The organism is Rhizobium sp. P44RR-XXIV (genome assembly GCF_001999485.2).
Lineage (GTDB): Bacteria > Pseudomonadota > Alphaproteobacteria > Rhizobiales > Rhizobiaceae > Rhizobium.
The window spans coordinates 904,416-931,358 of record NZ_MPVZ02000029.1 but is presented as its reverse complement, the minus strand read 5'-3'; the positions used below and the strand labels follow the sequence as shown (position 1 = coordinate 931,358).

Sequence of the window (26,943 nt, the reverse complement as noted above, 5' to 3'; positions counted from 1 at the left end):
TCAGAACCGCGTCATTTCCTGCTTCACCTTTTCGAGGAAGCGCCCTCTCGTCTCGTCGGTCGAGCGGTTCATGTCGTAGTGAGCAAGGAAGACGACCGGAGCGAAGGGCTTGATCTGCGCCCGCAGCACGCGCTTGACGATCTTCTTCGGCGGATTGCCGGCGATGAAGGCGCGGAAAGGGTCGGCGCCATAGGTCAATACTGCGCCGAGCTTGCGGATATGCTGCAGCTTGGAGCGCACCTTGCCGTCGACGAGTTCGAAGGAGACGCCAGGAAGCCAGACACGGTCGAAATAGCCTTTGAGAATGGCCGGAAAGCCGAAATTCCAGACCGGCGTGACGATCACCAGAGCCTCGGTGCGCTCCAGCCGCTCGACATAGGGCTTTAGCGCCTCCGTATTCTCGGGATAGTCATGGTAGATCAGGCGATCATGACGGGACAGCACGGGGTCGAAACCCTCGGCATAGAGATTGCAGTCGTCGACATCATGGCCGGCGGCCTTGAGGCTCTCGATGGTCTGGCGATGCAGCGCACCGCCAAAACTTTCCTCGACCGGATGCGAATGAAGGACGAGAACCTTCATGAGGCCTCCATCAGTGCCGCCAAACCCGGGAAGAGGTAGTTCTTGCCGGATTTGAAGTCGAAGTCCGGATTGTCCCAGGCGATCATCTTGCCGGGGTTGAGCAGGCCCTTCGGGTCGGTTTCCTTCTTGAAGGCGAGCTGGACGGCATCCGTCTGTTTCATGCCGCCTTCTTCCAGCGTATAGCGGTGCGGATTGAAGATCGGGCAGCCGTGATCCTGATGAATCCTGATGATCTCCTCCAGCCGTGCCTCGGAGGTGTAACGCACCAGCGGCAGGCCGGCGCACTGGATCTGGCCGTCAAACCTGATGAATTCGAGATGGCCGGGTACTTCGTCGCCGAAGATCTCGACCATCTTCTGCACCTTGGCGACATGATCCGGCCCCGGATACTGCACCTGCAGATAGGTAATCGTTGGATCGACCTTGATGGCCCGCAGCGTCGTATGGTTCCACGCGAGCTCATAGGCATGCGGGATGCCCTTCATGCTCTCCACCTTGTCGGAGCGGAAGGTAATCTCGCCCCTCTGCTGCGCGGCGAAGGCTACGAAGGGTTCCATCGAGTGCGGCGCGATCATCAGCGCCACGACCGACTGTCCTTCGCGAATATAGGGCTTGTGGCGGGTGAAATATTCATACGGGATAGGTGCCGCAATCGGCGCGATTTCCTTGACGAGGATGCCGTTGCATTTGGCAAGCGCGTCGGAGAAGCGAACGGCGTCCATGAAATCATCGTAGCCGACCAGCACGTCCACCCAGTCATAGGCGGGGGCGAGCGGCATTTCGATCTCGGTGATGATGCCGTTGGTGCCATAGGCATGGCTGACCTTGGTCAGGTCCCAGCCTGTGAGGTCGAGGACGCGGGGCTCGGCTTCCATCGTCACCACGCGCAGGCGCAGAATATTGCCGAGATCGCGCAGGCCGCCCCAGGTGATGGAGCCGACGCCGCCGGAGCCGCCGGCGATGAAGCCGCCGATCGTCGCCGTTTGCGCGGTCGAGGGGTGGAAGCGCAGCTCCTGACCGGAATGGGCCTTGGTCTGGCGGTCGAGCTCGGCGATGACGATGCCGGGTTCGCAGACGACGCGGCCGGGATAGATTTCCTTGATCCTGTTCATGGCGGCGAGGTTGAGCACGATGCCGCCGGAGAGCGGCATGGCCTGCCCGTAATTGCCGGTGCCGGCGCCGCGCGGTGTGACGGGCACGTCATGCGCATAGGCGACCTTCAGCGTGCGGATCACCTCTTCCTCTGTTTTCGGCGTGACGACGAGGTCGGCGGTGACGTTGTCGAGCTGGGCCTTCAGGATCGGCGAATACCAGTAGAAATCCCGGCTTTTCTGGCGCACGAGCGCCGGATTGTCTTCGATGGCGATGCCTTCGAGTTCCTTCTTGATGCGCTGATAATCCGGCATTTTACGCTCCAATGACGCTGTCGAGTTCACGATAGTCCGGCAAGCTGCGGTCGATCACCTTGCCTTTGCGAAGGACGACGCGGTCGGACTGTGGGCGGGAAAGAAATTCGCTCCAGCGCCGGGCGCTGAAGAGGACGAGATCGGCCGGGCCGCCGACGGCGAGGCGGCCGATCTCGGGGCGGCCGAGAATGGCTGATGGAGAGGTGGTGATGACGCGGGCGGCCGTATCCAGCGGATGGTCGAGATGCAGGATGCGCACGGCCTCGCGGAAGACTTCGACCGGATCGAGATCGCCATAGGCATAGAAGGGATCGCGGGTATTGTCCGAGGAAACGGCTGTCGGCACGCCGGCGGCGGCAAGCTCGTGCAGCAGGGTGACGCCACGCCATCGCGGCGTGCGGCCTGGATGGCGGTCCTGCAGGTACATGTTGCACATCGGCAGCGAGACGATGGAAATCCCGGCCTTGGCGACGAGATCGATGGTAGCGCGGGCGACCTTCTCGTCTTGGCGAGCAAGCGAGCAGCAATGGCCGGCGGTGACCTTGCCGCTAAAGCCATTGCGCAGCACGGCCTCGGCGATCGCCTTCAGCGTCAGCACCTCTCTGTCTTCGGTCTCATCGACGTGCAGATCGATGTCGAGGCCGTTGTCGGCGGCAGCGCGGATCAGCTTGTCGAGCTGCGCGTCAAGATCCGGGTTCATCTGCGTGACACCGCCCATCAGGCCGCCGGCATCGCGCACGACGTTTAGCAGATCCGCGAAGAAGGCATCGTCCGCCATGCTGTCGAGCGGGAAGAGGGCAACAGCCTGGAGCGCGATCTTGTCCTTCCAGGCCTCCCGGACCGAGGTGAAGACCTCGAAGGAGATGCGGTGCTGCGGCGCCAGCGAATCCAGGTGGGTGCGGATCAGGCCGGTGCCGTGGGCGTAGGCCGAGCGCAGCGAGAATTCCATGCGCCTGCGCACATCATCGGCCGACCAGTTGGCCTCGCGGTCGTGCGCACGGCATCGAGCGCGCCCATGAAGCTGCCGTCCGGGTTGGAGCGCCGCTCCCATATATGGCCCTTGTCGAGATGAGTGTGCATGTCGACGAAGGTCGGCCAGACCATGCCCTCTCGCATATCGACCCTGGCGAACTCGGCGGGTGCAGCGCCGGGCGGCAGGATATCCTTCATGAGGCCGTCGGCGACGACGATATCGGCCTTGACCAGCCCTTCGCTGGCAGTTCCGCGAAAGCCGGAGAGTGTCACGGCGGGAACGGTGGCATTGCTCAGCACGAAGCGGGCAGCATTCGGCGGCGACATGAAGGCGTGGGACATCAGTTCTCCCGCTTGAGGCTGCTCTCATGCCAGCGATGCAGGCTCAGCCATGAGATGAAGGAGGTGAAGGCGAAAATGGCGACGCCGAGCGCCGACAATAGCAGCAAGGCGGCAAACAAGCGCGGCATGTTCTGGCGGTATTGCGCTTCGAGCAGGCGGAAGGCGAGGCCGGAATTGGGCCCGCCGGAGCCGGCGGCGAATTCCGCGACGACGGATGCGATCAGCGACAGGCCGCCACCGATTCTAAGCCCGGTCATGAAATAGGGCTGGGCGGCCGGCAGCTTCAGATGCAGCAGCGCCTGCCAGCGGGATGCGCCATAGAGATCGAAGAGGTTGAGGAGATTGTGGTCGACGCTCTTCAATCCCTGCACCATGTTGGACAGGATCGGAAAGAAGGCGACGAGGAAGCCGCAAATCAGCAGCGCTGACTCGCGCGTCGGCGCGTAGATCAGGATCAGCGGCGCGATCGCCACGATCGGCGTTACCTGCAGGATGACGGCGAGGGGATAGAAGGCGAGCTCGATCCAGCGAGACTGCACGAGGAAGACGGCAAAGCCGACGCCGCCTATCAAGGCCAGCACCAGCGATATGAAGGTGATCTGCGTGGTCACCCAGAGTGCCGGCCACAGGATGCCCCAGTCGGAGACGAGTGCCTTGGCAACGGCGATCGGGCTCGGCAGGATATATTGCGGAATGTCGGCGCCGACGACGAGGAGCTGCCAGAGGGCGACCAGGACGACGACGGTCAGGACCGGTACGGTGACGCCGAGCGCGCGTTCGGCATTTCTCTTTTTCGCCACTGCGGCCGGAGATGCGTCGGCAATCTCGGCTGAGAGATCGGCGGGCAAGCTGGTGCTTTCGCTCATCAATGGGCCTCCGGCCAGCCGATGGCCTCGATCAGGGAACGGGACACTTTCTCGCAGACCTGCCGGTATTCTTCCGAAGAGCGATAAAGCGGATCGCGCTCGCCGCTTGTCACAAGCGGGAAATCCGTGTGGACGCGGCCAGGACGGGCCTTCATGACGACGATGCGGTTGGAGAGATAGGCGGATTCATAGACGGAATGAGTGACGAAGATCACGGTGATACCCGTCGTCTGCCAGAGGCGCAGAACGTCATCGTTGAGCTTCTGGCGGGTGATTTCGTCGAGCGCGGCAAAGGGTTCGTCCATCAAAAGCAGCTTCGGCTTGGTGATCAGAGCGCGGGCGATCGAGACACGCATTTTCATGCCGCCGGACAATTCACGCGGATAGGCCTCGGCGAAATCCTGAAGGCCGACGGTTTCGAGAGTCTCCATGATCTGCTCGTAGGCTGCAGCCTTCGAAATCCCTCGCAGCTTCAACGGCAGATGCACATTGCCGAAGACGGTTTTCCAGGGCAGCAGCGTCGGCTCCTGGAAAACGAAGCTGATATCGCCGTCTGGAAGGCCCTTGGCATTGATGCGCGAGCTCGGCCAGTCGATCCTGCCGCCGGAAGCGCCGCCGAGGCCGGCGATGATGCGCAAGGCCGTCGACTTGCCGCAGCCGGAGGGGCCAAGCAGGCTGATGAACTCGCCGCTCTCCACATTGATCGACATGCCGGAAAGCGCCAGCGTGCCGTTCGAGAAGATCTTGGAGACCTGCTCCATGACAACAAGCGGCCGCTTGCGCACTTCTGCTTTGGTGATCGTGGTGGCGTCAAACAGGGTCATGGTTCGGCTCTTTGTTGATCCACCCTCCCCTTGAGGGGGGAGGATCGGAGCAAAGCTCCGGGGTGGGTGATCCTTCGAAATCTCGGCTCGTCACCCCCACCCGCCGCTTTGCGGCGACCTCCCCCAAGGGGGAGGTGCTAAAACTTACTTCTTCAGGGCCATTCCAAACCCCTTGCAGACGAATTGTGGATCGAAGGCCTTCTTGTAGTCGATGTCGGCGTCGAAGACCTTGATCTGCACCATTTCGTCGAAGAACTTCTTGTAGTGGGCGTCGGTGATGCAGCCGATGCCCTTGTCGAGCGCGTCGCCGGACTCGACGATGCCGTATTCCTTCATCTTGGCGATGGAATAGGCGATCTGGCCGTCCGTCATGTCGGGATTGTCCTTCTTGATCAGATCGTTGGCCGCCTTGTTGTCGCCGTAGAGATAATTGTACCAGCCCTCGATCGAGGCGTTAACGAAGCGCTTCACCAGGTCCGGGTTCTTCTGAACCAATGCGGTCTGCGTCGTGATCATCGTCGAATAGGGCGAATAGCCGGCGTCGGCGATCAGAAAGACTTTCGGCTTCCAGCCGGCCTGCCTTTCGATCTCGTAGGGTTCGGAGGTCAGATAGCCCTGCTGGGCCGACTGCTTGTCGGCGAGGAACGGCGCGGGGCTGAAGTTGTAGGGCTTGAACTGCTCGTCCTTGAAGCCGGGGAAGTTCGCCTTCATCCATTCGAAATAGGTGATGTAGCCGTCCTTGCTCATGAACAGGCTTGGCAGCTTGGCGAGATCCTCGAACTTCTCAACACCGGCATCCGGATGGGCGATCAGCACCTGCGGATCCTTCTGGAAGATCGCGGCGACATCGACGATCGGAATGCCCTGCTTCACCGCGTCGATTTCCTGCTGAGGACCACCCATGTAGAAATCGATCTTGCCGGAGATCAGCAGCGCCGAATTGGCAGCATTGGGTCCGCCCTGAACGATCGTCACGTCGAGGCCGTATTTCTTGTAGGTGCCATCGGCAACAGCCTGGTAGAAGCCGCCATGCTCGGCCTGTGCGAGCCAATTGGTGCCATAGGTCACCTTGTCGAGAGCATTTGCCGGCTCTGCCGCTGCTATGGCGGCCGAGAGGCCGATGACGGCGAGAAATGCTTTGATCTTCAATGCATTGGACATGGCTGACTGTTCCCCTTATCTGCCATGGGACGCCGCCAGTGACGCCCATTTTCTGCATTTGAGCGATTGCCTTGCGCTTTGAAAAGCATCAAAATTCGTGCGCATTGATGCCTTTTAGGCATCTGTCCCTGGGTCTGTGCCTAAATTGTGCGGCCTGGGCAAAATTTATGCAATGGGGATGCGCATGCTGCACTCGAGACGGCTTCTCTACATCCATGAAATCGCCCGCTGCGGCTCGATCCGCAAGGCGGCGGCGCGGCTCAATGTGGCGTCATCGGCGATAAACCGCCAGATTCTGGCGCTGGAGGAGGAGATGGGGGCCCCGCTCTTCGAGAGGCTGCCGCGCGGCCTGCGGCTGACGGCGGCGGGGGAGCTCTGTATCGAGCACATCCGCGAGGTGTTGAAGAACTACGAGCGGCTGGAGGGGCGCATCCGCAGCCTCAAGATGCAACAGGCCGGCAAGGTTCGAATGGTGGCGACGGTTGGGTTGGCGTCTGGACCACTGCCCGAGATCATCGCCCGCTTTCTTTCCGAACATCCGCGCGTCTTCATTCAGCTGCGCAACGATTCCGGTTCGACGACGATGGCGCCGGTGCTTTCGGGCGAGGTCGATATCGGCCTTGGCTTCAACATACCGGCGACGCCTGGCATCCGCTCACTCGGCAATTTCGATATTCCGATCGGCGTCGTTCTACCGCCCGGCCATCCCCTGATAGGGCCGGGACCGATCAACCTTGCCGACGTCGTGGAAGAGCGGTTGCTGCTGGCGCAGCCGGGCACCAGCCTCAGGGATGTCATCAATCTGACGCTTGCTCGCCTTTCCGTGCAGGTCGAGCCGGTGCTGGAAAGCAGCGCATCGGAAATGCTGAAGCAGCTGGTGAAGTGTGGGGCGGGTCTGACGTTGCTCAATCCACTCGATGTGATTACCGAGTGTCGGCGCGGCGAATTGGTATTTCGGCCGATCGCTGAACCGCATTCGCGGCCTCAGCCGATGAAACTATTCGCCCGCACACGAGCGTCGCTCGACGCCGCCACCAGCCTGTTTGTCGAATACCTGCTCGCCGAACTCGCCGGGATGGTCGAGGAACTGCAGGCAAAGGGGCATATCATGCCGCCTTCGGAGCGGCGCCGCGCGGATGCCTATTTCGAATAGAGGTTGGCGAGCGGATAGTCGCGCAGATCGCGCAGCATTTCGATGAAGCCTGCCACCTCGTGGCGGCAGATGAGTGCACCCTTTTCCGCCGTGCCGTTGGCGGCATTGCCGACGACGCCGTTCGGGTTGAGGTCGTGCGCGATCCAGGCGAGCGAATGCGGCGGTAGCGGCTGCAAATATTTGGAATGCGCCTTCATCCATTCCGCCTTGGAAGCAAAATTCTCAGCCTTGTCCATCCGCACCAGCTCAGGGCGGAAATGCAGCATCAGTGAGGTTTCGACGTCGCCGCCATGGATGCCGAAGCGCTGCTCATGTTCATCGATCATGCCATCAGGCGTGCCGAAGCGCGTCCATTGGGTGGCGACGACGGCCATCTGGTGTCGTACGCGCAGCTCTCGCGCGACGATGCCCATGATATCGAGATTGCCACCATGGGAATTGACGATCACCATCTTGCGAATGCCGGCTTCGGCGACCTTCGCGCCGATCGCGGTCCAGACCGGGATCAGCAGTTCCGCGCCGAGCGACAGCGTGCCGGGGCCGTAGACATGTTCGTTGGCCTTGCCGATTTCCTGTGTGGGCAACACGAGGAAATCCAGATCGTCGGGGCGCTGAGCCTTCAGCTCCGCCAGCATGCCTTGGGCGATCGCGACATCCGTTGCGATCGGCAGATGTGGGCCGTGCTGCTCCGTCGAAGCAATCGGCAGGATGGCAATCGTGGTGTCGGGCGAGAGACCGGCGAAATCATAGGTGTTGAGCTCGTTCCAGTAAAAGGGCTTTGCCATTGCCGTGTCCTCGCGTCAGCATTTCGTGAGTAACGGATACGGCAAGCATGATGACGGTGAAAAGCATCAATTTGCGGCCGTGCCGCTGCCTTTTTGCGCGCGCTTGCGATGCGCGCCTTTGAAGGTTGGCGTTGATCAACTTTCCGGGTTGTTGTGCTTCTCGCAATTATGCGATGCTTTCGCTGCGGCGAGAGATCTAGGCAATTGGGACATGGCATGGCATGAGCGTAGCGGACTTGGAGAGCGGCGGCAGTCCGCGCAAGCGGAGCCTTTATGAGGAGCTTCACGGACGGCTGAAGGCTGAGATCCTGGAAGGGGCTGTGCCGGAAGGCGTGGTGCTGACAGAGGCCGCCCTTGCCGGTATCGTCGGCAGCAGCCGCGCGCCGGTGCGGCAGGCGCTGCAGATGCTTGTGGATGACGGGTTGATCAATCGTTTCGAGGGCCGCGGTTTTGTCGTCGGCTCGTTGGGAACACCGCCGAGGCGGGCGAACCTGGCCGACTATCTCGGCAAGCTGATCGAGACGGACGCCCGGCCAATGCTTGCCTGGCAGGCGGTTTACGAAAACGTTGAGCGTATAGTTGTTTATCGTTCGTTCTTCGGGCGCTGCCGGATCAATGAAAATGAGCTCGCGCGGCATTTCGGGGTCGGACGGGCGGTTGCGCGCGACGTACTCTTGAAGCTCGAAACGCTCGGGATTACCGAGAAGGACGATAATTTTCGCTGGTCGATCGTCCCGCTCGACAGCCAACGTATCCGCGATCTCTATGAGGTGCGCGAGCAGATCGAACCGCTGGCCCTCTCAAGTGCCCTTGGCAGCCTATCGGACGATCATATCGGCGCGATGCTGGCGCGGCTCTCGAAAGCGCTTGCCGACTATCCGGATGTTTCGGCTTCGACCATGTACGAGCTGGAGCTTGACCTTCACCTTCGCAGCCTGCAGGCCTGCCCGAACAAGGAGTTCCTGAACATCCTCAAGCGCACCCATTGCATCCTGACGCTCAGCAAGCATGTCGTCGGCAGCCGCATCAAGAGGCCGGAATATGAGCCGTTTCTCGCTGAGCATATCGGCGTATTCGAGATGATGATGAAGCGCGACAAGGAGGGGCTGCGCAAGGCAATGCGTGACCACATCCGTGGCTCGCAGCCGAGCGTCCAGGCGCGCGCTGCCTATATTCGCGAGCATTATCAGCCGGATGACTATAGTTTTATCACCTAGAGCATCGGCATGATATCAGGTGATGGCGCCGACCTGCCACGGCACGAATTCATTGTCGCCATAGTCGAAGGTTTCGCTCAGCGTCTTCTTGCCCGAAGCGACAGCAATGATGTCTTCGAAGATCCGCTCGCCGGCCGCCTCGATCGTGTCCTCGCCGCTGACGATGTCACCGCAATTGATGTCCATGTCCTCACGCATGTGATTGTACATCTCAGTATTGGTGGCGATCTTGATGCAGGGCGCCGGCTTGAAGCCCGACACCGATCCTCGGCCCGTCGTGAAGCAGATGACGTTGCAGCCGCCCGCGACCTGGCCGGTAACGGCAACCGGATCGTAACCGGGCGTATCCATGAAGACGAAGCCGGGCTTGTCGACGATCTCCGAATATTCATAGACGGCCTTCAACGGCATGGTGCCGCCCTTGGCGACGGCGCCAAGCGACTTTTCGAGAATGGTGGTGAGACCGCCGAGCTTGTTGCCGTAGGAGGGGTTGTTGTTGAGTTCGGCATTGTTGCGGCGCGTATAGTCGCGCCACCAGTCGATCCTCGAGAGCAGCTTTTCGGCGACATCAGGTGTTGCCGCACGCCGCGTCAGCAGGTGTTCCGCGCCGTAGATCTCCGGGGTTTCGGCGAGAACTGATGTGCCGCCATTGCGCACGAGAAGATCGGATGCGTAACCGAGCGCCGGATTGGCGGAGATCCCGGAATAACCGTCAGAGCCTCCGCATTCCAGCGCAAGCTTCAGATCCGAAAGCGGCTGCACGGTTCGCTTGGCGGCGTTTACCTCTGGCAGCATGTCACGAATCATCTCGGATGCGGCGGCAATCGTCTTGCGCGTGCCGCCGAGATCCTGAATCGTCATGGTGCGCAGCCGGTTCCCCTCTTCGAGCTTGTAGTGTTCAAGAATGGGCGCGATCTGGTTGGTTTCGCAGCCAAGGCCGATCATAAGGATGCCGCCGAAGTTTGGATGGCGGGCATAGCCCTGCAGGGTCCGCGCCAGGTAGCGATAGCCCTCGGAATTGGTGTTGATCGCGCAGCCGCCGCCATGGGTGAGCGCGACGACGCCGTCGACATTGTCGAAGCCTTCGAGGCCGCCCGTGCGGTTAAAGTGTTCGGCGATGTATTTCGACACGGTGGCTGAGCAGTTGACCGTGGTGATGATGCCGATGAAATTGCGAGTACCGACGCCGCCGGCGCCGCGATCGAACCCCATGAATGTGCGACAGTCCTGGCTCGGCAGCATGCCCGGCTCTTCGATGTCGACGCTGAACTGGTAGGGATGGTCGGATTCGATTACGGCGAGATTCTGCAGATGCACGTGGCCGCCCGCCGGAATGAACTGCGTTGCCACGCCGATCGGCTGGCCGAACTTGCGGATTTCCTGACCGGCTGGGATATCGCGTACAGCTACCTTGTGTCCGCGCGGGATCTGATCGACGGCGGTCAATCCCTCGATGCCTGTCGGGTTTCCGGCGCGGATCATGGCGCGGGCAACGGCGACGTCGTCAATGGAGTTGAGGAGGATGACAGGTGAAACGGCGGCTGACATGAGCGATTCCGTGAGGTTGGAATAATTGTCTATTGCTAGCAATAGACAATTATTCGAGGGAAGGCGTCAAGCACGATTGGCACTTGTGGCTAAGTTCTATCCATCAGTTGTGCGGCTGGCGGGCGAGCCATGCGGTAAGATCCGCCTCTGCCCGCTCGAGTGCGCTGTGGTTGAGCAGCTTTCGCAGGAGCGCCACCGCGACTGCTCGGGCCCGCAGATTGAACCGGCCATCATCGCTCTGGCCGCCGAGTGGCTGATAGACGCCGAGCTTGACGTAGAGCTGCTGTAGCCGGTTCTGCACGCTGCGAACCGAGAGATTGCGTCTCTGCGCAATTGCCCGATCGGTAAGGCCAAGTGCGATGTCGACAAGGATCTCATATTCGGCCTCGGTGAAGCCGTTAATGTTGCCGAGGCTCTTTTGCTGCATGCCGCGGACTTCGCGGTCGATCACGCATTGGCTCTCGATGAAGATGCTGCGAAGCGCGAGCTTCAGCCGGTCGTCGGAGGCCGACTTCAGGACGTAGCCGTAGACGGCACCCATCGGCACGATGCGCGACACACCACGCACATAGGCTTCGTCGGAATAGTTGGACCAGAACAGGATCCGCGTCTCCGGCCGCTCCTTCCAGATGGTACGGGCGGCCTCAATGCCGTTGCGCTCGCTCATCTGCAGATCCATGACGACATGGGCCGACTTGCAGTCGCGCGCCAGCCGTTCGCCGGCATTGCCGTTTTCAGCTTCCAGCACGCCGTCGCATTCGGGCAGGGCGGCGCGGACGGCCTCGTTCAGATAAGAGCGATGCAGGGGATCGTCCTCGATGATCAGGACCTTCATGCTGCTGCTCCTCCGGCCGCTTGCGGCTTCGCGGGGAGGCTGACACTGACGAGCGTGCCTCCCGATGCACTCGCGGCCTTGACGCCGAAGCGCGCCGAGATCAGACGCGCCCTGGTCTTCATGTTTTCGATGCCGCCGCCGGATGGCCTGCGGGCATTACCCAGTCCCAGGCCGTCGTCGACGACCTCTATGGTAACGGCGCCCTCGGCGGCTTTCAGGTGAACCATGATGTTCCCCGCCTGCGCATGACGTATGGCATTGTTGATGGCCTCCTGCGCGATGCGGAAGAGTGCGATGGTGACGGGCTGTTCGAGACAATCGATGGCGCCGGCGGTCTCGTCGTTCAGGGTCCATGCCAGTGTTGCTCCGCTTTCCTGGATCGAGCGCTCAAGGTGGTTTTCCACCGCTTGGGCGAAGCCGAAGAGCTGCAACACCGAGGGCTTCGCTTCCTCGATGATCTGGCGAAGGTCGTGCATGCTGTGCTGCAGACCTCTGAACAGCGGCTCAAGCGCTTCACCGGTGACGTCAGGTTGGCGGGCCAGCCGTTCCAGCCGCCGCGAAAGGCGGGTGAGGTCGGCGAGAATCTGGTCATGCAGATCCATGCCGATGCGCTGGCGCTCCGCCTCAAGCGCTTCCGTCAGCTTCAGTGCGCCGAGCCGCAGACCCTCTTCACGGGCGCGTGCCTCCGCCTCGACGATGGCAGCCCGCTTTGCCTGGTCGGCAGCGCGGATGGCGAAGAAATGCGGTGCCAGCAGATCGGCGATCTCGCGCGCGCTTTCGACGTCCCGCATGTCGTAGAAAGCCATCTGGTGGCTGGAGCAGGAAAGCGCACCGATGACATGGCCCTGCACTTTTAGGGGAACATGCAGGCGGCTGTGCAGCGATTGATGGAAGATCGGGTGCGAGAACGCGCCCTGAAAATGAAATTGCGGATCGCTCCAGGCGTCATCGGTCAGCAGATAGTCGGTTTCACCCCAGAGAAGCGAGCGAATGGGGCTGTTGTTGACGGGCGCGGGGAAACGCTTGCCCCAGTCTGTCTCCAGTCCGCTTTCATAGGCTGTATGGAATTTCTCATCCACCAGGATGATGCAGACGTCGAGATGATCATGCGGAATGACATGGCTAATCTCTGCCGCGACCGCCTGGATGACGGAGTGAAATTCCAATCGCCCGGCGAGAAGCCTTGAAATGTTAAGGTAATGGTCGAAAACCGATTGTGGCGCCAGATCGCGCAAGTTACGCCCTCCCAGGCATTGCGCCGACCTATACTCCTCCGGCCAACGCAGCATGCAAATTTCCGACTCTATTAAGCGCCGATCAATGCGGTTCGTCTTGCGGACTTGCGCATTTTTTCTGCGGGATCCCGCAAGGCCTTGCCCTTTAAGCGCCTGTACAAGCGTCACAATCTCCGACATCCTGTTTGTACTGACAGGGGAACCTTCAGTGCAAATATTATTTTCGACCGATCGTTGAGGAGCGCGTTCGAAAATCTTGGCCTGGAACGGGAAGTACAGGCTCTTTGGGAGGAAAAAATGAATATTACCAAGATGCTTCTGGCATCCGCCGTCATCGCATGCGTTGCCGCGCCGGGTGCTGCCTTTGCAGATACGTCATCCAAAAAAATTGCCCTGTCGAATAACTATGCCGGCAATTCCTGGCGCCAGGCCATGCTCACCAGCTGGCAGAAGGTGACCGGCGAAGCTGTGAAAGCAGGCGTCGTTGCCGCCGCCGATCCGTTCACGACGGCCGAGAACCAGGCGACCGAGCAGGCCGCCCAGATCCAGAACATGATCCTGCAGGGCTATGATGCGATCGTCATCGATGCCGCGTCTCCGACCGCGCTGAACGGCGCGATCAAGGAAGCCTGCGACGCCAAGATCGTCGTCGTTTCCTTCGACGGCATCGTTACTGAACCCTGTGCGTGGCGCATTGCCGTCGATTTCAAGGGCATGGGCGCAAGCCAGGTCGAATATCTCGCCAAGAAGATGCCGAAAGGTGGCAACATCCTCGAAATCCGCGGGCTTGCCGGCGTTTCGGTAGACGACGAGATTTCGGCCGGTATTCACGATGCGGCCGCGAAATATCCGCAGTTCAAGATCGTCGGCTCGGTCCATGGCGATTGGGCGCAGGATGTTGCCCAGCGCGCCGTCGCCGGCATCCTGCCGAGCCTTCCCGATATCGCTGCGGTCGTGACCCAGGGCGGTGACGGCTATGGCGCTGCGCAGGCCTTCGCAGCGGCAAAGCGTACCATGCCGACCATCGTCATGGGCAACCGTCAGGATGAACTTGCCTGGTGGAAGAAGGAGAAGGACGCGAGCGGCTATGAGACCATGTCCGTCTCGATCGCGCCCGGCGTCTCGACGCTCGCCTTCTGGGTCGCCCAGCAGATCCTCGATGGCCAGGACGTGAAGAAGGATCTGGTCGTGCCGTTCCTGCGCATCGATCAGGACAATCTCGAAACCAACCTTGCCACCACGCAGGCTGGCGGCGTTGCCAACGTCGAATACTCCCTTGACGATGCGAAGAAGGTCATCGCCACGGCGAAGTGATCGATATTCCCAAGCGATTAAAGGCCGGCACCACCGATGAGAGGCGGTGCCGGCCATACGCAACGCCCGACCGGACGATCCATGATTGCAGCCAAAGACAACTCTTCGATAAAGCAGGACCCTGTGCAGCCGGCAGTGGTTTCCGCGCGTGGCGTCAAGGTGCATTTCGGCGCCGTCAAGGCACTCGATGGTGCCGACTTGACGGTCCATGCCGGAGAATGTATCGGGCTCGTCGGTCATAATGGCGCCGGCAAGTCGACGATCGTCAATGTCATCAATGGCGGCCTCAGTCCGCATGAGGGCTCGATCGCCTATGAAGGCGACGACAAGGTGCATGGCATCAACGCTGCCCGTGCGCATGGTATTCGCTGCGTATTCCAGGAACTGTCGCTGGCGCCGAACCTCACCGTTGTCGAGAACATGCGGGTCGTTCATCGCGGCCTTGCCGGCTGGAGCTGGCGCTGGCAGGCGGCCACGGTCATCCGCGCCAAGCTCGACGAGATTTTCGCCGGTCACAAGATCGATGTGATGCGCACCGTTGGCGAGCTTTCCATCGCCGAGCGGCAGATGGTGGAGATCGCGATCACCTTTTGCGCCGTCGGCGAAAAGCCGAAGCTGGTCATTCTGGACGAACCCACGTCCTCGCTCGATGCCGGGCTTGCCGCGCAACTGATGACTTATGTCAGGACCTTCGTCCAAACCGGCGGCGCCGTGATGCTGATCTCGCATATTCTCGGCGAGATCCTGTCGACCGCGAGCCGCATCCTCGTCATGAAAGATGGCCGTGTCGTCGCCGATCGCGCCGCTCAGGATTTCAGTGTGCACAGCCTCGTCCAGGCGATGGGCAGCGTCGTCAAGGAACAGGATCGCAAGAGCGGTGGCGGGGAGAGTGTCGCGGCAGCGTCCATCCTGGCGCTGCCTGCGCGAGGCGGCAAGGGGCTTGCCTTCGAGGCCCGCAAGGGCGAGGTGATCGGCCTTGCCGGTCTCGCGGGCCACGGCCAGACGGACATGCTGCTCGATCTGCATCGCTCCCTGTCGAACAACTGGCTGCCAGGCAAGCAAAACAAGATCACCTTCGTCGCCGGCGACAGAAGCCTGAACGGCACCTTTCCGTTGTGGAGTATTTTGAAGAACCTCAGCATCGCATCGCTCGGTGATCTCTCGGAGAAATACCTCGTCAACAGGCGGCGTGAGGATGGTCTGGGGGCTGATTGGAAGGCGCGGATCGAAATCCGCACGCCAACGATGGAAAACGGCATCCTGTCCCTCTCGGGCGGTAACCAGCAGAAGGTTCTGTTTGCCCGTGCGCTGGCCACGACAGCGCCGATCGTGCTGATGGACGATCCCATGCGCGGCGTCGATATCGGCACCAAGCAGGAAGTCTACAGAATCCTGAACGATGAAGCAGCGGCAGGCCGCACCTTCATCTGGTATTCGACCGAGATGGATGAGATCCGGCTTTGCGATCGCGCCTATGTCTTCCGGGACGGCGCCATCGTCGCGGAGCTGGTCGGTGAGCAAATCACGGAGGAAAATGTGCTGGCCGCTTCTTTTGCGGGAGAGGGCGCATGAACCGCCCCTCCGCCGCTACCTTGCGTCTGCTCATCCCGGCGCTCTCGCTGGCCGTTCTGCTCATTGCGGTCTTTTATCTGCAGCCGCGCGCCATGAGCTATATCGGCCTCAATCTGCTTTTCAACCTCGCCGTGCCGATTGCGCTGGCGACCATCGCGCAGATGATGATCATGTCGGTCAACGATCTCGATCTGTCGATGGGAACCTTTGTCAGCTTCACCGCCTGTGTAGCGGCGACCTATCTGCAGTCCTCCCCGCTCATTGGCATCCTCATCCTTTTGGTGGCGATTGCCGTCTACGCCGTGATCGGCGTCGTCATCTACATCAGGGATCTGCCCTCAATCGTCGTGACGCTTGGCATGAGCTTCGTCTGGGGCGGTTTGGCGGTTCTGCTGCTGCCCGCTCCCGGGGGCACCGCACCCGATTGGGCGCGCTGGCTGATGACCTCCAAACCGCCGCTCGTTCCCATGGCGATCGTCGCGAGCGTCGTCATCGCGCTGATTTCCCATCTGATCGTCATGCGCTCGTCCTTCGGCGTGTTGATCCGCGGCGTCGGCGGTAATCAACGATCGCTGCAGCGGGCGGGTTGGTCGGTTGTTGGCTTGCGGGCCGCAGCCTATGCATTGGCAGGCCTTTTCGCAGTGCTGGCCGGGATTGCGCTCGTCGGGCTCACAACCTCGGCGGATGCGAATATTGCGCTGCGCTATACATTGCTGTCGATTGCCGGCGTCATCCTCGGCGGTGGCGAGTTCACCGGCGGCCGCATCTCGCCGATTGGCGCGGTTATCGGCGCGCTGACGCTGACCTTGGCGGGCTCCTTCCTGTCGTTCCTGCGGATCTCGCCGGACTGGCAGATCGGCGCGCAGGGCGCGATCCTGATCATCGTGCTTGCCCTGCGGCTCTTGCTCAACCGTGTCGAAAAGCGGGAGAAACAATCATGATCGCTCTTCGCGCGCTCGGCCGGAAGCCTTGGATCTGGTCCTTCATCGCCGCCATCCTCGTGTGGATCGTTACCGTGCTTTTCACCGGCGGTGCCAGCTCGGTCGGCTTGTCGCAGGCCGCGCTCACCTTTGCCGCTTTCTCCGTCATCGTCGGCATCGGGCAGATGTTCGTCATCACGCTTGGTCCCGGCAATATCGATCTTTCCGTGCCTGCCACAATGACGCTTGCAGGCACGATTGCGCTGAAGCTCATGAATGTCGAGGACAGCATGATTGTGCCCGGCCTTCTGGTCTCGATCCTGATCGGTCTCGGCATTGGCGTCGGTAATTATGCGCTCATCAAGCTGCTGCGCATTCCGCCTATCATCGCGACCCTGTCGATGAGTTTCATCATCCAGTCGGCCGCCATCTGGAGCAATCGCGGGCTGCGCATCAAGCCGCCGGAGCAATTGGCCGACTTCACAACGTCAGGCGTGCTCGGCATTCCGAACATCGCCCTTGTCGCCTTGTTGTTATCGGCGCTTGCCTGGCTGCTGCTCGAAAAGACGATCTACGGCCGCTGGATCTCGGCGATCGGGCAGAGCATGTTTGCCGCGCGCATGGCCGGCATCCCCGTCGATGGAACGCGGCTTGCTACATATGTGCTCTGCGCCGTCCTTGCCTCGATCTGCGGCTACCTTCTCGCCAGCTTCTCCGGTGGTGCTGCCCTCAATATGGGTGCGGAATACCTGCTCATGTCGATCGCTGTTGTCATCATCGGCGGCACGGCGGTCGCCGGCGGAGATTCAAACGTGCCCGGCATATGGGGTGCGTCCCTCTTTATGTTCCTCGTCGTCTCGATGCTGAACACATACGGTTTCGGCGCCGGCCCGAGGCTCATTCTCACCGGCTTCATCATCATAGCCGTCATTCTCGTCGCTGGCGGCCGTCCCGTCGGCGGGCGCTGACACTGATCCCCAGCAGTTTTTACAGGACAATAGCAATGCCAAACGACGCCCCGTCCGTTTTCGAAATCTACGACATGCGTTTCCGCAACCTTGTGGTTCCGAGCGCCGGCCTGGAAGAACTCTATTCCGATTGCCGTTGGGCCGAAGGACCGGTCTGGTTCGCAGACACCGGATGCCTGATCTGGAGCGATATCCCGAACGAGCGCATGCTGCGCTGGGTACCTGGCGGCAATGTGTCGATCTTTCGCGCGCCCTCGAATTTCGCCAATGGCAATACGCGTGACCGCCAGGGGCGATTGGTTTCGTGTGAACACGGCGCCCGCCGGGTGACGCGCACTGAAATTGACGGCTCGATCACTGTCCTTGCCGACAGCTACCAGGGCAAGCGGCTGAACTCCCCCAACGACGTTGTGGTCCGCTCGGACGGATCAGTCTGGTTCACCGATCCGACCTACGGCATCATGTCGGATTACGAAGGCTACAGGGCCGAGCCGGAACAGGCGACGCGCAACGTCTACAGGCTCGATCCCACGACTGGAGACCTGCAAATCGTCGTCGACGATTTCCGCCAGCCGAACGGCTTGGCCTTCTCACCCGATGAGACGAAGCTCTACGTCGCCGACTCTGCCGCGAGCCATGATGCCAGCCTTCCGCGGCACATCCGCGTGTTCGACGTCGTCGACGGGCGAAAGCTCGCCAATGGCCGGGTCTTCTGCAGCATTGACGCCGGCATTCCGGATGGCTTCCGTGCCGATATAGACGGCAACATCTGGACGAGCGCCGGTGACGGGGTGCACTGCTTTGCCCCCGATGGCGCCTTGATCGGCAAGATCAAGATCCCGCAGACGGTCGCCAATCTCACCTTCGGTGGCCCCCGTCGCAACCAGTTGTTCATCACCGCCACGAAGTCGCTTTATCGCGTCTATACGGCGGCGACGGGTGTGCAGGTGCCGTGAGGGTTTCGTCTGGTGCTTTGCTGCCGGGACGCCGACGGGTTTAGAGCACTTCCAGGAAAAGTGCGTAGCGGTTTTCCGTCCGGAATGCGTCAAGAAACAAAAAAGATAGAGCGTTTTCGCGATTCGAAGAAAAGCGGAAATGTTTTAGCCGGCGCCAGGTTCCGGATGGGTAGCGAGCCTGAGATCCCTCAGGCCTCGGCTGCCATCGCGGTTGCCGGTCGCGGCGACCGCGGTGAAGATGCGCTGGGCGTCGTCATACATTTTCAGATTGAGATAGCAGTAACCGCGCAGCACCATCAGGTCGACACGCTCCTGCTGGAGCTGCGATCGTTGGTCGAGATAGAGAAGCGCCTCGTGATAGCGCTTGCCCGTGAAAGCGGAGAGGGCGCGATCCGACAGGATAGCTACTTGTAATTCGGCGGCGCGTTGATGATTCATCGGCGCCTTTGTGGCGGCGACAGCGGCATTGTTGGCAAGGCCGGCTCGGAGATAGGCAAGGCTCTGTCCGTAGGCCGCCTCTTCGCGAGATTTCGCATCGCTTTTGTCGAGCGCGACGCCAAAGGCTTCGACGGCTTCCATCGGGCGGTTGAGGTTCATGAGGCACCAGCCGCGAGACAAGGCGCTGGCCGGTGTCAATAGCTCCGCATTCGTCGTGGTGGTGCAGCCTCCCTGGCGACGAACTGTACGCGCGACTGTTCTGACGCGTGTTTCCGGCTCGACATAGTCGACGGGGGGCGCACGACGAACGGGCGTCACCCGCTGAACATTCGCCTGTACGTTTCCATAGGGCTGTGCGAGGGGAGCCTGCGGCAGCGCTTGAGGCGCTGTCAGTGGTGCGCTTGTCAGCGTGCCCTGCGGGGTGACTTGAGGCACGGTCTGCGGTGTGATTTGAGGTGCTGCCTGCGAAACCTGGTTCGGAGACGGCAATGGTGTGTAGACGGGTGTCTGCGGTGCGGGTTCGCCGAGAACGGCTATGCGCTGCGAGCGACCGGCCCAGAGCCGCTGGACTTCGGCGACGCCTTGCCGGTCGTTCAGCTGATCGCGGGTGATCGCGAGACCATAGGCCGAGGGCTCATCATCGGGCTTCCAGCGCAGCGCTGTTTCGAACCAGCGTGCGGCGGCCTGGGGCTGGTTCAGCGTGCGGGCGTACCAACCGAACTGCTGCGCGGTCGGCACATATTTCTGCTTCACCGTCTCGGCTGCAACGCGACCAAGGACCTCTTCGGTCAGGTTGGCGGGCGGCTGAAGGGCCATCAGGTTTGCAGTTGCCGCGAGATAGGTCGCCATCGCATCCTTGGATTCGTTGCGCCACTTGTACATGGCGTCTTCGGCTTCCTGCGGCTTGTGATCGGCGATCAGAACCAAGGCCAGGCCCTGAGAGATGGTCGCGGAATCTTCCTTCTCATGGGCCGCCTTGAACCATTGTTCGGCGTCTGTGTAGTTGCTGCGGCGCAGATAGTACCAGCCGAGGAGAGCGTCGTCGGATGCCAGGCCCTGGCTGCGCGCAACGCGTTCGACCTGAGAGAGATAGTCCGGCGATACCGTGAGTTTCGGGTCGTCATTGCCCTGAGCCACGAAGCGCCGGGCCAGGTCGGTTCTTATGCTGTCGAATTCCCGTCCGCCATTGCCGTCCGGCTTCTCAAGCGCAAGCAAGTCCTGCATCGGCTGATAGGGCAGCAGCGCGGACGCCTTCTGGATAGTCGCGAGCCGCTCCTGCGGATTGGTGCAGGTCTTCAAAATGTAGCTGTAAGCATCCTGGCCACGCTTTGCCCGGTCCGTGCTGATGAAAGCCTCGGCGACGCGCCAGAGGACATCGATGTCGCTGCATGTCAGCAGGCTCGGGTTCTTGGAGCCGATATCGATGACCGTAGCATATTGCTTGAGATCGGAGGCATTGACGAGCCGCGTGCGCGCCTCAGCGACCTCAAGGCGATCGAGCAGGTCGGAAGGCGGCTGCCATGTCGTTTCTGCGGCCTGGCGGTCGGCGATTGCCTTGCGCACCTCCGCATAGCGGCCCTCCGAATAGAGCTGCCACATGGCTTCCAGCTGCTTGTCGCTGTTCTGTGGAATGGCCAATGGGTCGGCTGGCGGCGTCCAATTAGGATAAAGCGTCTGCAGTCGCGAAATTTCGGCCTGAAGCCGCGCCTTGTCGCCGCGGCTGGCGAAATAGCGCAACGCGCTTTCATCGACCTTGGGCGTATTGTCGGGCTTTGCCTGGGTCGGCGCGGGTTGTGGCTGTGACGGCTGCTGCTGAGCAGGCTGCGGTGCTACCTGTGCTACGGCGTCAGGTTTTGCTGTCTCGATCTGCGGCGCACTTGATGGCTCGGAGATAACCGAGGATGGCGCGGTCGCCTGTATGTGATCGGCGATCGCCTGCAGATCGACAGGCTGCTCCTGCGCGCCGAGAGATTTCGCATCTGCGACGAGCGTCACGGAAGGATCGATACGATGCGACTTTGCCAGCTTGATCTTGTCTTCCGGCGAATCGTGATCCTTTGTCGCGAGCGTAAATCCCGCCACGGCGACGGCCATAAAAGCCATGATCAGGGTGGATTTTATAAACACTCTGGGTGTTTCTCCGAGACGAAAGCCAGACTTAGCAGTTGCAAGGTAGACGGATAATAGAGCGACGGAGCGAATTGGCGAACCGAAGCGGGTAGTTTTGTTCCGCTCACCACACACGCCACAACATCGTTAACAATCCTATAACCGGGGTCGCCGAGCAGCTCTTTCGGCTTGCCCGTCGTCAGGTCGATCGTGCCCGGCTCGTCGCCTTCGACAGTCATGCCTTGCTGCAGTCGTGTCAGCAGGTTTTTGTCGTCTATGCCGGCGCGAGCCAGGTAAAGCGGGATTCTGATAGCATTGTAGCCGAACTCTGCCTCGAAGCCCTCGGCAGGCACAGGCTTCGCCCGCAGGCTGACCCAATCGGCAGGCAGCTTGCGTGGGCCAAACTGCATCGAGCGCAACAGGGCAAGGCCGTCATCCGTCAGCTTCTGCCATCGATCTGATGGCGCAAGTAGCGCCATGACGGGGATTGCTTCGTAAACCCAGTAGGATGGATTGATGATCGGCCCGTCTTTCCGTCCTGGAGCTCGATAACCGTCGACGCCGGGAATGAGCAACGTTCGGCCACCGGTACTGATCACCACATGGGAGAGAAGCGCTTTTGCCATGGTCGCTGCGGACTGCAAATAGTCCTTCTTGTTCCAGGCGGAGCCCGCAAGCGCCAGTGCATAGGCGATCAGCAAATCGCCATCCGAGGCATTGTTGGTATCCGTCACGTGCGGCGTAACGGACGGGTCCCATTTCCAGGCGGCCAGACCGTCATCGCGCAACAGAAGCTCCGTGCGCGTGAAGTACCAGATCTGTTCGAAATCAGCCGGGCTGTTGGCAAGATAGGCGAGCAGCAGGCCATAGCCTTGCCCTTCGCTATGGCTGATGCCGCCGTTGCCATCGTCGATGATACGGCCATTCGGATCGAGAAACTTTGCCTTGTAGGCGGTCCATGCTTGCGCATCGATGGCGGCACGTTGAGCCGCGACCGGTTGGGCGACCGCCAGGATGGCGACGCCGCAGATTGCAAGGATGGAGCGCCAGCGTTTCATTCGTGCCTGCCGATCCTGGAGAGGATGCTTGCCGTGGCGATGCCAAGCAGCAGCGAACCGATGACCAGCAGGAACGCATAGGAAAGAATGTTGCTGGAGAGCCAATTGGCGGCGATCAGGCGATAATTGGTCAGCGACCAGGGTTGTGTCATCACGAAGTCGAAGCGGCTGACCGGCGCGGTGTCGATCTTGCCCGTCTTGCCGGAATAGGCGGTGATGCGACCGTCGATCTGCGACCAGTTGAACTGCGCGGTCATCGCTTCCGCGCCTGCCCGCAAATCACCCGCGCTCGGCGCTGTAATCATGGTCCAGGTGGCGTCGTTGGTGGGGTTTGCCTCCTGCGCGATCAGGAACGTATTCGCATTCGACGGCGTGAACACCTGCTCGGAGCCCGGAATGAAGCGCAGCGAGCTCAGCGAGATATCGAAATTGCGATGCATCCATTGCTGGAAGCGATCGAGCTGTCCCTGCAACACGCCACCGCTGATGCGCGACCGCCAATCGGCAATCGTGACGGAGGAATCCTGGGCGGTCCCCTGTCCGGGAGCGGCCGGGCGCCAGGCCACCTGGCTGGTTGCGGCAATATTCAGCTGCGAAAGCACCGTTGACGGCAATTGCGAGATGGAGCCGATGAAGATCGCGTTTCGGCTGCCGACTGCGCCCGGGGATGCCGTCGGCTCCACCGCGATCGGATGCCCGGCAACGAGCGCCATCTGGCCGAGGATGGTCGCCGTCGTTGACAACATCTCGGCGTCGACACGATCGAGGAACAAGGCGGTGGATTCGCCATCGCGGTTATAGGGATAGCCAGTGCCGGCAAGCGCCGCGAGGTTCGGACGTTGTTCGACCCTTGCGAAATCCGGCATGCGGAACTGACTGGTGTCGAACAGCGCAAAGCGTGGCGTCGTGCTGGATGTGGCGGCAGGCGCACAGGTCGAATCCTCGTCCGCCATCACCAGGGTTTCGAGCGTCACCGTATTCAGGCCCGGCTTGAAATGACGCATCGTGATGCGGATGGGCAATTGCCGGAAAATGCCGCCGCCGGTCGCCGTGATCGGTTTCGTCGTGGCGATGCTGCCATTGACATAGATGTCGATATGGCTGCCCGGCCGGACATCCTTCGCATAGGCGGCGTCGAGCAGAATAGTCGCTTCGCCATAGGCATTCGCATAGAAATCGGATGGGATTGCTACGTTGAAACTCGTGTGGAAGCGCCGCCCGGAGAATTCCGTCGTTCTGACGCCCAATTGTTCGAAGGAGAGGCTGGTCCCCGAATAGATGATGGGCGCGTCCGGTGCAGTCCATCGCTGGGTTACCAGCAGGTCGCGACGGGTGCTCGGGTCGCGGTCTGTCGGCGCAACCACCATGTCGATGGCGGAGGAGATTGCCTGCCAGGATGGACCGCTGATGAGCAGAAGCTGCTGTCCGGTGCGCGGATCGGTCGCAAATGTTGCCAGCGCTCCGTTCTGGGCCGCGGCGGGCACTGCAAACAGCGGCTGCAATTCAGCGGGCGTGCCGACGATAACGGTCATCTTGCCCGGACCCGATGGCGGCAATGCATCCGTGCCGAACGAGAAGATTTCGTTTGGCATTCCTGCCAGCAGCGACAGACCCTGCGCGAGCCGCAATATGGGTTTGGTGGTATTGGGTTGCGCCAGCGCCGGCACCACCACATTGAACTGGGTCTTGCCCACTTCGTCGACGCCGATAGCGCGTATCGCGTCTGTGGTCGAAAGTTTTTCGGCTTCGCGTCCGGCGAAGGTCAGATAGGTCTTTGCCGGGTCGATATCGGACCAGAGTTCATAGGTCGAGGGGATGGTGCAATCGGTGCGATGTCGCTGCGTCGCTTCGAAGGTCAGCAGATTTGCGCCGGGCTGCAACAGGCCGCGTGGTATGTCGAAATTGACGTCGGATGGATTGTCCGAGGAGCCGATCTGCTGCTGGTGCACCACACGGTCGTTGAGAAGAACGGTCAGTTGGGAGGCTTCAGGGGCGACGACGACTGCGTTCTGATAGGAAAAGTTGAGCTTCGCAGGTGCTGCCGCCTGTTCGGGAGTGAGATAGATAGACCAGGATTTGCGATCATTCTCGCCCTCGAGACGCAGTTTCGCATAGGGAACGACATAGCGGCGGAAGTCCGACGTCGGCGAGACTGCCTGCTGCACCTTCGGTACCGTCTGTGATGGCACCTGGGCTGCGGCACCGGGCGCTACAGCCTGCGGAGCGGCAGTCTGCGGCGTTGTAGCGGGCGGCGTCAACACCAGGGGTGGGCTCACCTGAGGGGTGGCGACCTGAGGCACTGTTGTCGGAGCAGTAATTGTCTTGGGCGGTTCTGCCTGTGGTGTTGTCGCCTGCGGAGCGACGATCCGCGGCGTGACGGCTGGTTCGCCCTTTGGACGTTCGCCCGTCATGTCAAAGGGTGTCGATTGCGCCTGGGCGGCCGTAGCGCCGACGAGAAAGATGAGAATGGGAAGGATGCGGTTCATCAGCTTTTCGCCTTCGCGTCCTGCCGTTGCGTCGTGCGCTCGGCTCCAACACCCTTGAACAGATAAAGCAGGCCGCGGCTGGTCTGATAGAGCGAAAGGCCAAGGAACCAGATCGTTCCACGGATGATGCCGGGGTTGCGCCGCCGCGCCTGCTGGAACTTCGTCCATTGATCCGAATTGGCAAAGACCAGGTCGGCGATCAGGCGATGATCGGCGGCACCCCTCGGCACATATTGGCATCCGATAGCAGTAATGTCTCCCATCTGCTCGATATTGCGGATGATGACCGACAGCGTCACCATCTCGGCACCATTATACGGCTGAAAGCGGATGGTGCCTTCGGACCCGACCTTGACTGGTCCGAGATCCTTGTTGAATACGTTCAGTCTGGCACCATGAACGGAGACGTCCTCAATCGAGGCGGAATTCCATCTGTCGCCGGCACCGAATTCGCTGCGGCGATCGACGCGAACGCGCCGGGATGAGGCACGCTCACCGCGCTCGGAGACGACACCCAGCGCGCAGCCGGAGAGGATGAGGTTGAGAATATTCCAGCCACCGACGACAAGTGTGACGTCTGCCTTATAGGGCTCCGCATAAATGCGGTATATTGTTACCGCCAGTGCGATGATCTGCACGGCAAAAATAACGAAGAACGGGCGGCTGATCTCGGAAAGACGGCTGACGGATATCGACTCGTCCTTCGCCGTGACCTTGAAAGTCGGCTTGCGCGGATTGAGCATGACCGAGATGACGGCGGGCAGCAGATGCACCGTCTGGACATATTCGTAGAGCTCGGAAATCCATGGCCAGCGGAACGAGCCATAGAGATAGTTCTGCATCATCAGGTTCACGAGCATATAGGCAAGCGTATAGGCAAGGAATTCGCTACCGGATGCAGTGAAGATCTCGAGATCGAAGAAGAGATAGAAAAGCGGCGCGAACAGGAAGATGACGCGCGGGAAGGGGAAAAGCCAGAAGAGTGTCGAGGACATGTAACAGAGGCGCTGCGGCAAAGTCAGGCCGCGCTTCAATAGCGGGAAGCGGAAACGCAGGATCTGCATCATGCCCTGCGCCCAGCGGCTGCGCTGGCCGATGAAGCTGGCGAAAGTCGCCGGCTGCAGGCCGGCAATCAACGGCTTGTCGACATAGATGCTGTTCCAGCCTGCGCCGTGAAGCGCAAGGGCCGTTTCGCAGTCCTCGGTGATGCTGATGCCGCTGAAGCCGCTTTGCGATTCCAGCGCCTTGCGGCTGAGGACTGCGGCAGAGCCGCAGAAGAAGGCTGCATTCCATTTGTCGAGACCGCGCTGAATGATGCCGTAGAACATTTCGTTCTCGCTCGGCATGGTGTCGAAGGTGCGCAGGTTGCGTTCGAGCGGATCCGGATTGATGAAGAAATGCGGCGTCTGCACCAGAAACAGCTTCGGATCGTCTTCGAAATAGCCGACCGTCTCGCGCAGGAAATCGCGTGCCGGCGCGTGGTCGGCGTCGAAGACGGCGATCAGTTCGCCGTCGGAATGTTCCAGCCCGTTATTGAGGTTGCCGGCCTTGGCGTGTTCGTTGCGTGCGCGGGTCAGATATTCGACATCGAGATCCGCACAGAGCTGTTTCAGCTCATCATGGCGGGCGATTGCCACCTGAGCTTCCAGAACCTTGGTGGAGTTTCGCTTCTGCTCCGTGCCGCCATCGTCGAGCAGCCAGACCCTGAGCTTGTCAGCCGGATAATCCATCGCCTTGGCGGAGGCGAGCGTATTGGCCAGAAGATTGGTGTCTTCATTATAAGACGGTACGAAAACGTCCACCGAGGGCAGGTTCTGCGTCTTGGATGGGCGTGCCGTGCGTGGAGGCAGGGGCGTTGCGACGATGAACAGGCTGAGCATCAGCATCGCGACGTTGTACATTTCGGCGAGATAGAGCAGCAGGCCCGGGATGAAGTTTTCGAGCTGGTTGACGGGCGGCAGCGTGCTGGTGGTGCGCCAGTACACATAGCGCAGCACGATGGCTGTGCCGAAGGCAAGGGCGACCAGCCGCCAGGTGCCCTGGCGCTTGAGGATCTTGATGATCGCCATCATGGTGACGACGACGGTACTGGCGATCAACTGGGTTTGAAGGTTGACGGGTAGCGTGATCAGCACGACCCCGCAGAGCGCTATCACGGCCCATATCAAGATGCTGCGTGCTGTCTGCATCGGTGTT

At 60.9% G+C, this 26,943-nt stretch carries 20 protein-coding genes and 1 pseudogene; 7 read left to right on the top strand and 14 right to left on the bottom strand.

Annotated features, from left to right (window positions below; translation table 11 throughout):
* The 6 genes and pseudogenes from BSK43_RS30275 to BSK43_RS30250 form a co-directional block, all read right to left on the bottom strand.
* On the bottom strand, positions 1-582 hold the full coding sequence (locus BSK43_RS30275; RefSeq protein ID WP_077467220.1) for an NAD(P)H-dependent oxidoreductase: 582 nt from the start codon (positions 580-582) through the stop codon (positions 1-3).
* The gene (locus tag BSK43_RS30270; RefSeq protein ID WP_077467219.1) at positions 579-1,988 is read right to left on the bottom strand and encodes an FAD-binding oxidoreductase; all 1,410 of its coding nucleotides are present in this window, start codon (positions 1,986-1,988) and stop codon (positions 579-581) included. Before BSK43_RS30270 ends, BSK43_RS30275 begins: the two co-directional genes overlap by 4 nt.
* 1 nt (position 1,989) lies before the next feature.
* A pseudogene (locus BSK43_RS30265) lies at positions 1,990-3,302 on the bottom strand (cytosine deaminase).
* A complete protein-coding gene (locus BSK43_RS30260; protein WP_077467217.1) occupies positions 3,302-4,168 on the bottom strand; it encodes an ABC transporter permease in 867 nt (288 codons plus the stop codon). Before BSK43_RS30260 ends, BSK43_RS30265 begins: the two are co-directional and overlap by 1 nt.
* Positions 4,168-4,992, bottom strand: coding sequence for an ABC transporter ATP-binding protein (locus BSK43_RS30255; RefSeq protein WP_077467216.1), 825 nt, complete (start codon positions 4,990-4,992; stop codon positions 4,168-4,170). Before BSK43_RS30255 ends, BSK43_RS30260 begins: the two co-directional genes overlap by 1 nt.
* A gap of 144 nt (positions 4,993-5,136) precedes the next feature.
* Entirely contained in the window at positions 5,137-6,153 is a 1,017-nt protein-coding gene (locus BSK43_RS30250) for an ABC transporter substrate-binding protein (protein ID WP_077467215.1), read from the bottom strand.
* A 184-nt stretch (positions 6,154-6,337) separates the two neighbouring features.
* Here BSK43_RS30250 and BSK43_RS30245 point away from each other — a divergent pair, with 184 nt between their 5' ends.
* The gene (locus BSK43_RS30245) at positions 6,338-7,306 is read left to right on the top strand and encodes a LysR substrate-binding domain-containing protein (protein WP_068393916.1); all 969 of its coding nucleotides are present in this window, start codon (positions 6,338-6,340) and stop codon (positions 7,304-7,306) included.
* Here BSK43_RS30245 and BSK43_RS30240 read toward each other — a convergent pair.
* Positions 7,294-8,091 (bottom strand): creatininase family protein, encoded by a 798-nt coding sequence (locus BSK43_RS30240; protein WP_077467214.1) that lies wholly within the window; start codon positions 8,089-8,091, stop codon positions 7,294-7,296. The two genes, BSK43_RS30245 and BSK43_RS30240, sit on opposite strands and share 13 nt — an antisense overlap.
* Before the next feature lie 221 nt (positions 8,092-8,312).
* On the opposite strand from BSK43_RS30240, the gene BSK43_RS30230 reads away from it, so the two are divergent.
* Complete coding sequence (locus BSK43_RS30230; RefSeq protein WP_077467213.1) at positions 8,313-9,308, top strand: GntR family transcriptional regulator; 996 nt, start codon at positions 8,313-8,315, stop codon at positions 9,306-9,308.
* A gap of 15 nt (positions 9,309-9,323) precedes the next feature.
* Here the strand turns inward: BSK43_RS30230 and BSK43_RS30225 are convergent, their stop codons facing one another.
* The 3 genes from BSK43_RS30225 to BSK43_RS30215 form a co-directional block, all read right to left on the bottom strand.
* A complete protein-coding gene (locus tag BSK43_RS30225) occupies positions 9,324-10,856 on the bottom strand; it encodes an altronate dehydratase family protein (protein ID WP_077467212.1) in 1,533 nt (510 codons plus the stop codon).
* Positions 10,857-10,959: 103 nt separating this feature from the next.
* Positions 10,960-11,691: a response regulator transcription factor gene (locus BSK43_RS30220; protein WP_077467211.1), complete on the bottom strand. Its 732-nt coding sequence runs from the start codon at positions 11,689-11,691 to the stop codon at positions 10,960-10,962.
* On the bottom strand, positions 11,688-12,926 hold the full coding sequence (locus BSK43_RS30215; RefSeq protein ID WP_068392108.1) for a sensor histidine kinase: 1,239 nt from the start codon (positions 12,924-12,926) through the stop codon (positions 11,688-11,690). The genes BSK43_RS30220 and BSK43_RS30215 overlap by 4 nt, the downstream gene beginning before the upstream one ends.
* 297 nt (positions 12,927-13,223) lie before the next feature.
* Here BSK43_RS30215 and BSK43_RS30210 point away from each other — a divergent pair, with 297 nt between their 5' ends.
* From BSK43_RS30210 to BSK43_RS30190, 5 genes are all read left to right on the top strand, one after another.
* The gene (locus BSK43_RS30210; protein ID WP_068393917.1) at positions 13,224-14,240 is read left to right on the top strand and encodes an ABC transporter substrate-binding protein; all 1,017 of its coding nucleotides are present in this window, start codon (positions 13,224-13,226) and stop codon (positions 14,238-14,240) included.
* Between the two features lie 81 nt (positions 14,241-14,321).
* The gene (locus BSK43_RS30205) at positions 14,322-15,812 is read left to right on the top strand and encodes a sugar ABC transporter ATP-binding protein (protein WP_077467658.1); all 1,491 of its coding nucleotides are present in this window, start codon (positions 14,322-14,324) and stop codon (positions 15,810-15,812) included.
* Positions 15,809-16,753, top strand: a complete 945-nt coding sequence (locus BSK43_RS30200; RefSeq protein WP_077467210.1) for an ABC transporter permease — start codon at positions 15,809-15,811, stop codon at positions 16,751-16,753. The genes BSK43_RS30205 and BSK43_RS30200 overlap by 4 nt, the downstream gene beginning before the upstream one ends.
* Entirely contained in the window at positions 16,750-17,700 is a 951-nt protein-coding gene (locus BSK43_RS30195; RefSeq protein WP_077467209.1) for an ABC transporter permease, read from the top strand. Before BSK43_RS30200 ends, BSK43_RS30195 begins: the two co-directional genes overlap by 4 nt.
* Before the next feature lie 35 nt (positions 17,701-17,735).
* Entirely contained in the window at positions 17,736-18,656 is a 921-nt protein-coding gene (locus BSK43_RS30190) for an SMP-30/gluconolactonase/LRE family protein (protein ID WP_077467208.1), read from the top strand.
* Positions 18,657-18,800: 144 nt separating this feature from the next.
* On the opposite strand, the gene BSK43_RS30185 is transcribed toward BSK43_RS30190, so the two are convergent.
* From BSK43_RS30185 to bcsA, 4 genes are read right to left on the bottom strand one after another with little or no spacing between them, the layout of a single operon-like run.
* Entirely contained in the window at positions 18,801-21,215 is a 2,415-nt protein-coding gene (locus tag BSK43_RS30185) for a cellulose synthase (protein WP_077467657.1), read from the bottom strand.
* Positions 21,212-22,261 (bottom strand): glycosyl hydrolase family 8, encoded by a 1,050-nt coding sequence (locus BSK43_RS30180; protein ID WP_077467207.1) that lies wholly within the window; start codon positions 22,259-22,261, stop codon positions 21,212-21,214. The genes BSK43_RS30185 and BSK43_RS30180 overlap by 4 nt, the downstream gene beginning before the upstream one ends.
* Positions 22,258-24,747: a cellulose biosynthesis cyclic di-GMP-binding regulatory protein BcsB gene (locus BSK43_RS30175; RefSeq protein ID WP_136687356.1), complete on the bottom strand. Its 2,490-nt coding sequence runs from the start codon at positions 24,745-24,747 to the stop codon at positions 22,258-22,260. The genes BSK43_RS30180 and BSK43_RS30175 overlap by 4 nt, the downstream gene beginning before the upstream one ends.
* Complete coding sequence (gene bcsA / locus BSK43_RS30170; RefSeq protein WP_077467655.1) at positions 24,747-26,936, bottom strand: UDP-forming cellulose synthase catalytic subunit; 2,190 nt, start codon at positions 26,934-26,936, stop codon at positions 24,747-24,749. The genes BSK43_RS30175 and bcsA overlap by 1 nt, the downstream gene beginning before the upstream one ends.
* Between the last annotated feature and the right edge of the window lie 7 nt (positions 26,937-26,943).

Coding starts and splice junctions, on each gene's coding strand:
- BSK43_RS30275 (WP_077467220.1), bottom strand. CDS start 582: ATGAAGGTTCTCGTCCTTCATTCGCATCCGGTCGAGGAAAGTTTTGGC.
- BSK43_RS30270 (WP_077467219.1), bottom strand. CDS start 1,988: ATGCCGGATTATCAGCGCATCAAGAAGGAACTCGAAGGCATCGCCATC.
- BSK43_RS30260 (WP_077467217.1), bottom strand. CDS start 4,168: ATGAGCGAAAGCACCAGCTTGCCCGCCGATCTCTCAGCCGAGATTGCC.
- BSK43_RS30255 (WP_077467216.1), bottom strand. CDS start 4,992: ATGACCCTGTTTGACGCCACCACGATCACCAAAGCAGAAGTGCGCAAG.
- BSK43_RS30250 (WP_077467215.1), bottom strand. CDS start 6,153: ATGTCCAATGCATTGAAGATCAAAGCATTTCTCGCCGTCATCGGCCTC.
- BSK43_RS30245 (WP_068393916.1), top strand. CDS start 6,338: ATGCTGCACTCGAGACGGCTTCTCTACATCCATGAAATCGCCCGCTGC.
- BSK43_RS30240 (WP_077467214.1), bottom strand. CDS start 8,091: ATGGCAAAGCCCTTTTACTGGAACGAGCTCAACACCTATGATTTCGCC.
- BSK43_RS30230 (WP_077467213.1), top strand. CDS start 8,313: ATGAGCGTAGCGGACTTGGAGAGCGGCGGCAGTCCGCGCAAGCGGAGC.
- BSK43_RS30225 (WP_077467212.1), bottom strand. CDS start 10,856: ATGTCAGCCGCCGTTTCACCTGTCATCCTCCTCAACTCCATTGACGAC.
- BSK43_RS30220 (WP_077467211.1), bottom strand. CDS start 11,691: ATGAAGGTCCTGATCATCGAGGACGATCCCCTGCATCGCTCTTATCTG.
- BSK43_RS30210 (WP_068393917.1), top strand. CDS start 13,224: ATGAATATTACCAAGATGCTTCTGGCATCCGCCGTCATCGCATGCGTT.
- BSK43_RS30205 (WP_077467658.1), top strand. CDS start 14,322: ATGATTGCAGCCAAAGACAACTCTTCGATAAAGCAGGACCCTGTGCAG.
- BSK43_RS30200 (WP_077467210.1), top strand. CDS start 15,809: ATGAACCGCCCCTCCGCCGCTACCTTGCGTCTGCTCATCCCGGCGCTC.
- BSK43_RS30195 (WP_077467209.1), top strand. CDS start 16,750: ATGATCGCTCTTCGCGCGCTCGGCCGGAAGCCTTGGATCTGGTCCTTC.
- BSK43_RS30190 (WP_077467208.1), top strand. CDS start 17,736: ATGCCAAACGACGCCCCGTCCGTTTTCGAAATCTACGACATGCGTTTC.
- BSK43_RS30180 (WP_077467207.1), bottom strand. CDS start 22,261: ATGAAACGCTGGCGCTCCATCCTTGCAATCTGCGGCGTCGCCATCCTG.
- BSK43_RS30175 (WP_136687356.1), bottom strand. CDS start 24,747: ATGAACCGCATCCTTCCCATTCTCATCTTTCTCGTCGGCGCTACGGCC.
- bcsA (WP_077467655.1), bottom strand. CDS start 26,936: ATGCAGACAGCACGCAGCATCTTGATATGGGCCGTGATAGCGCTCTGC.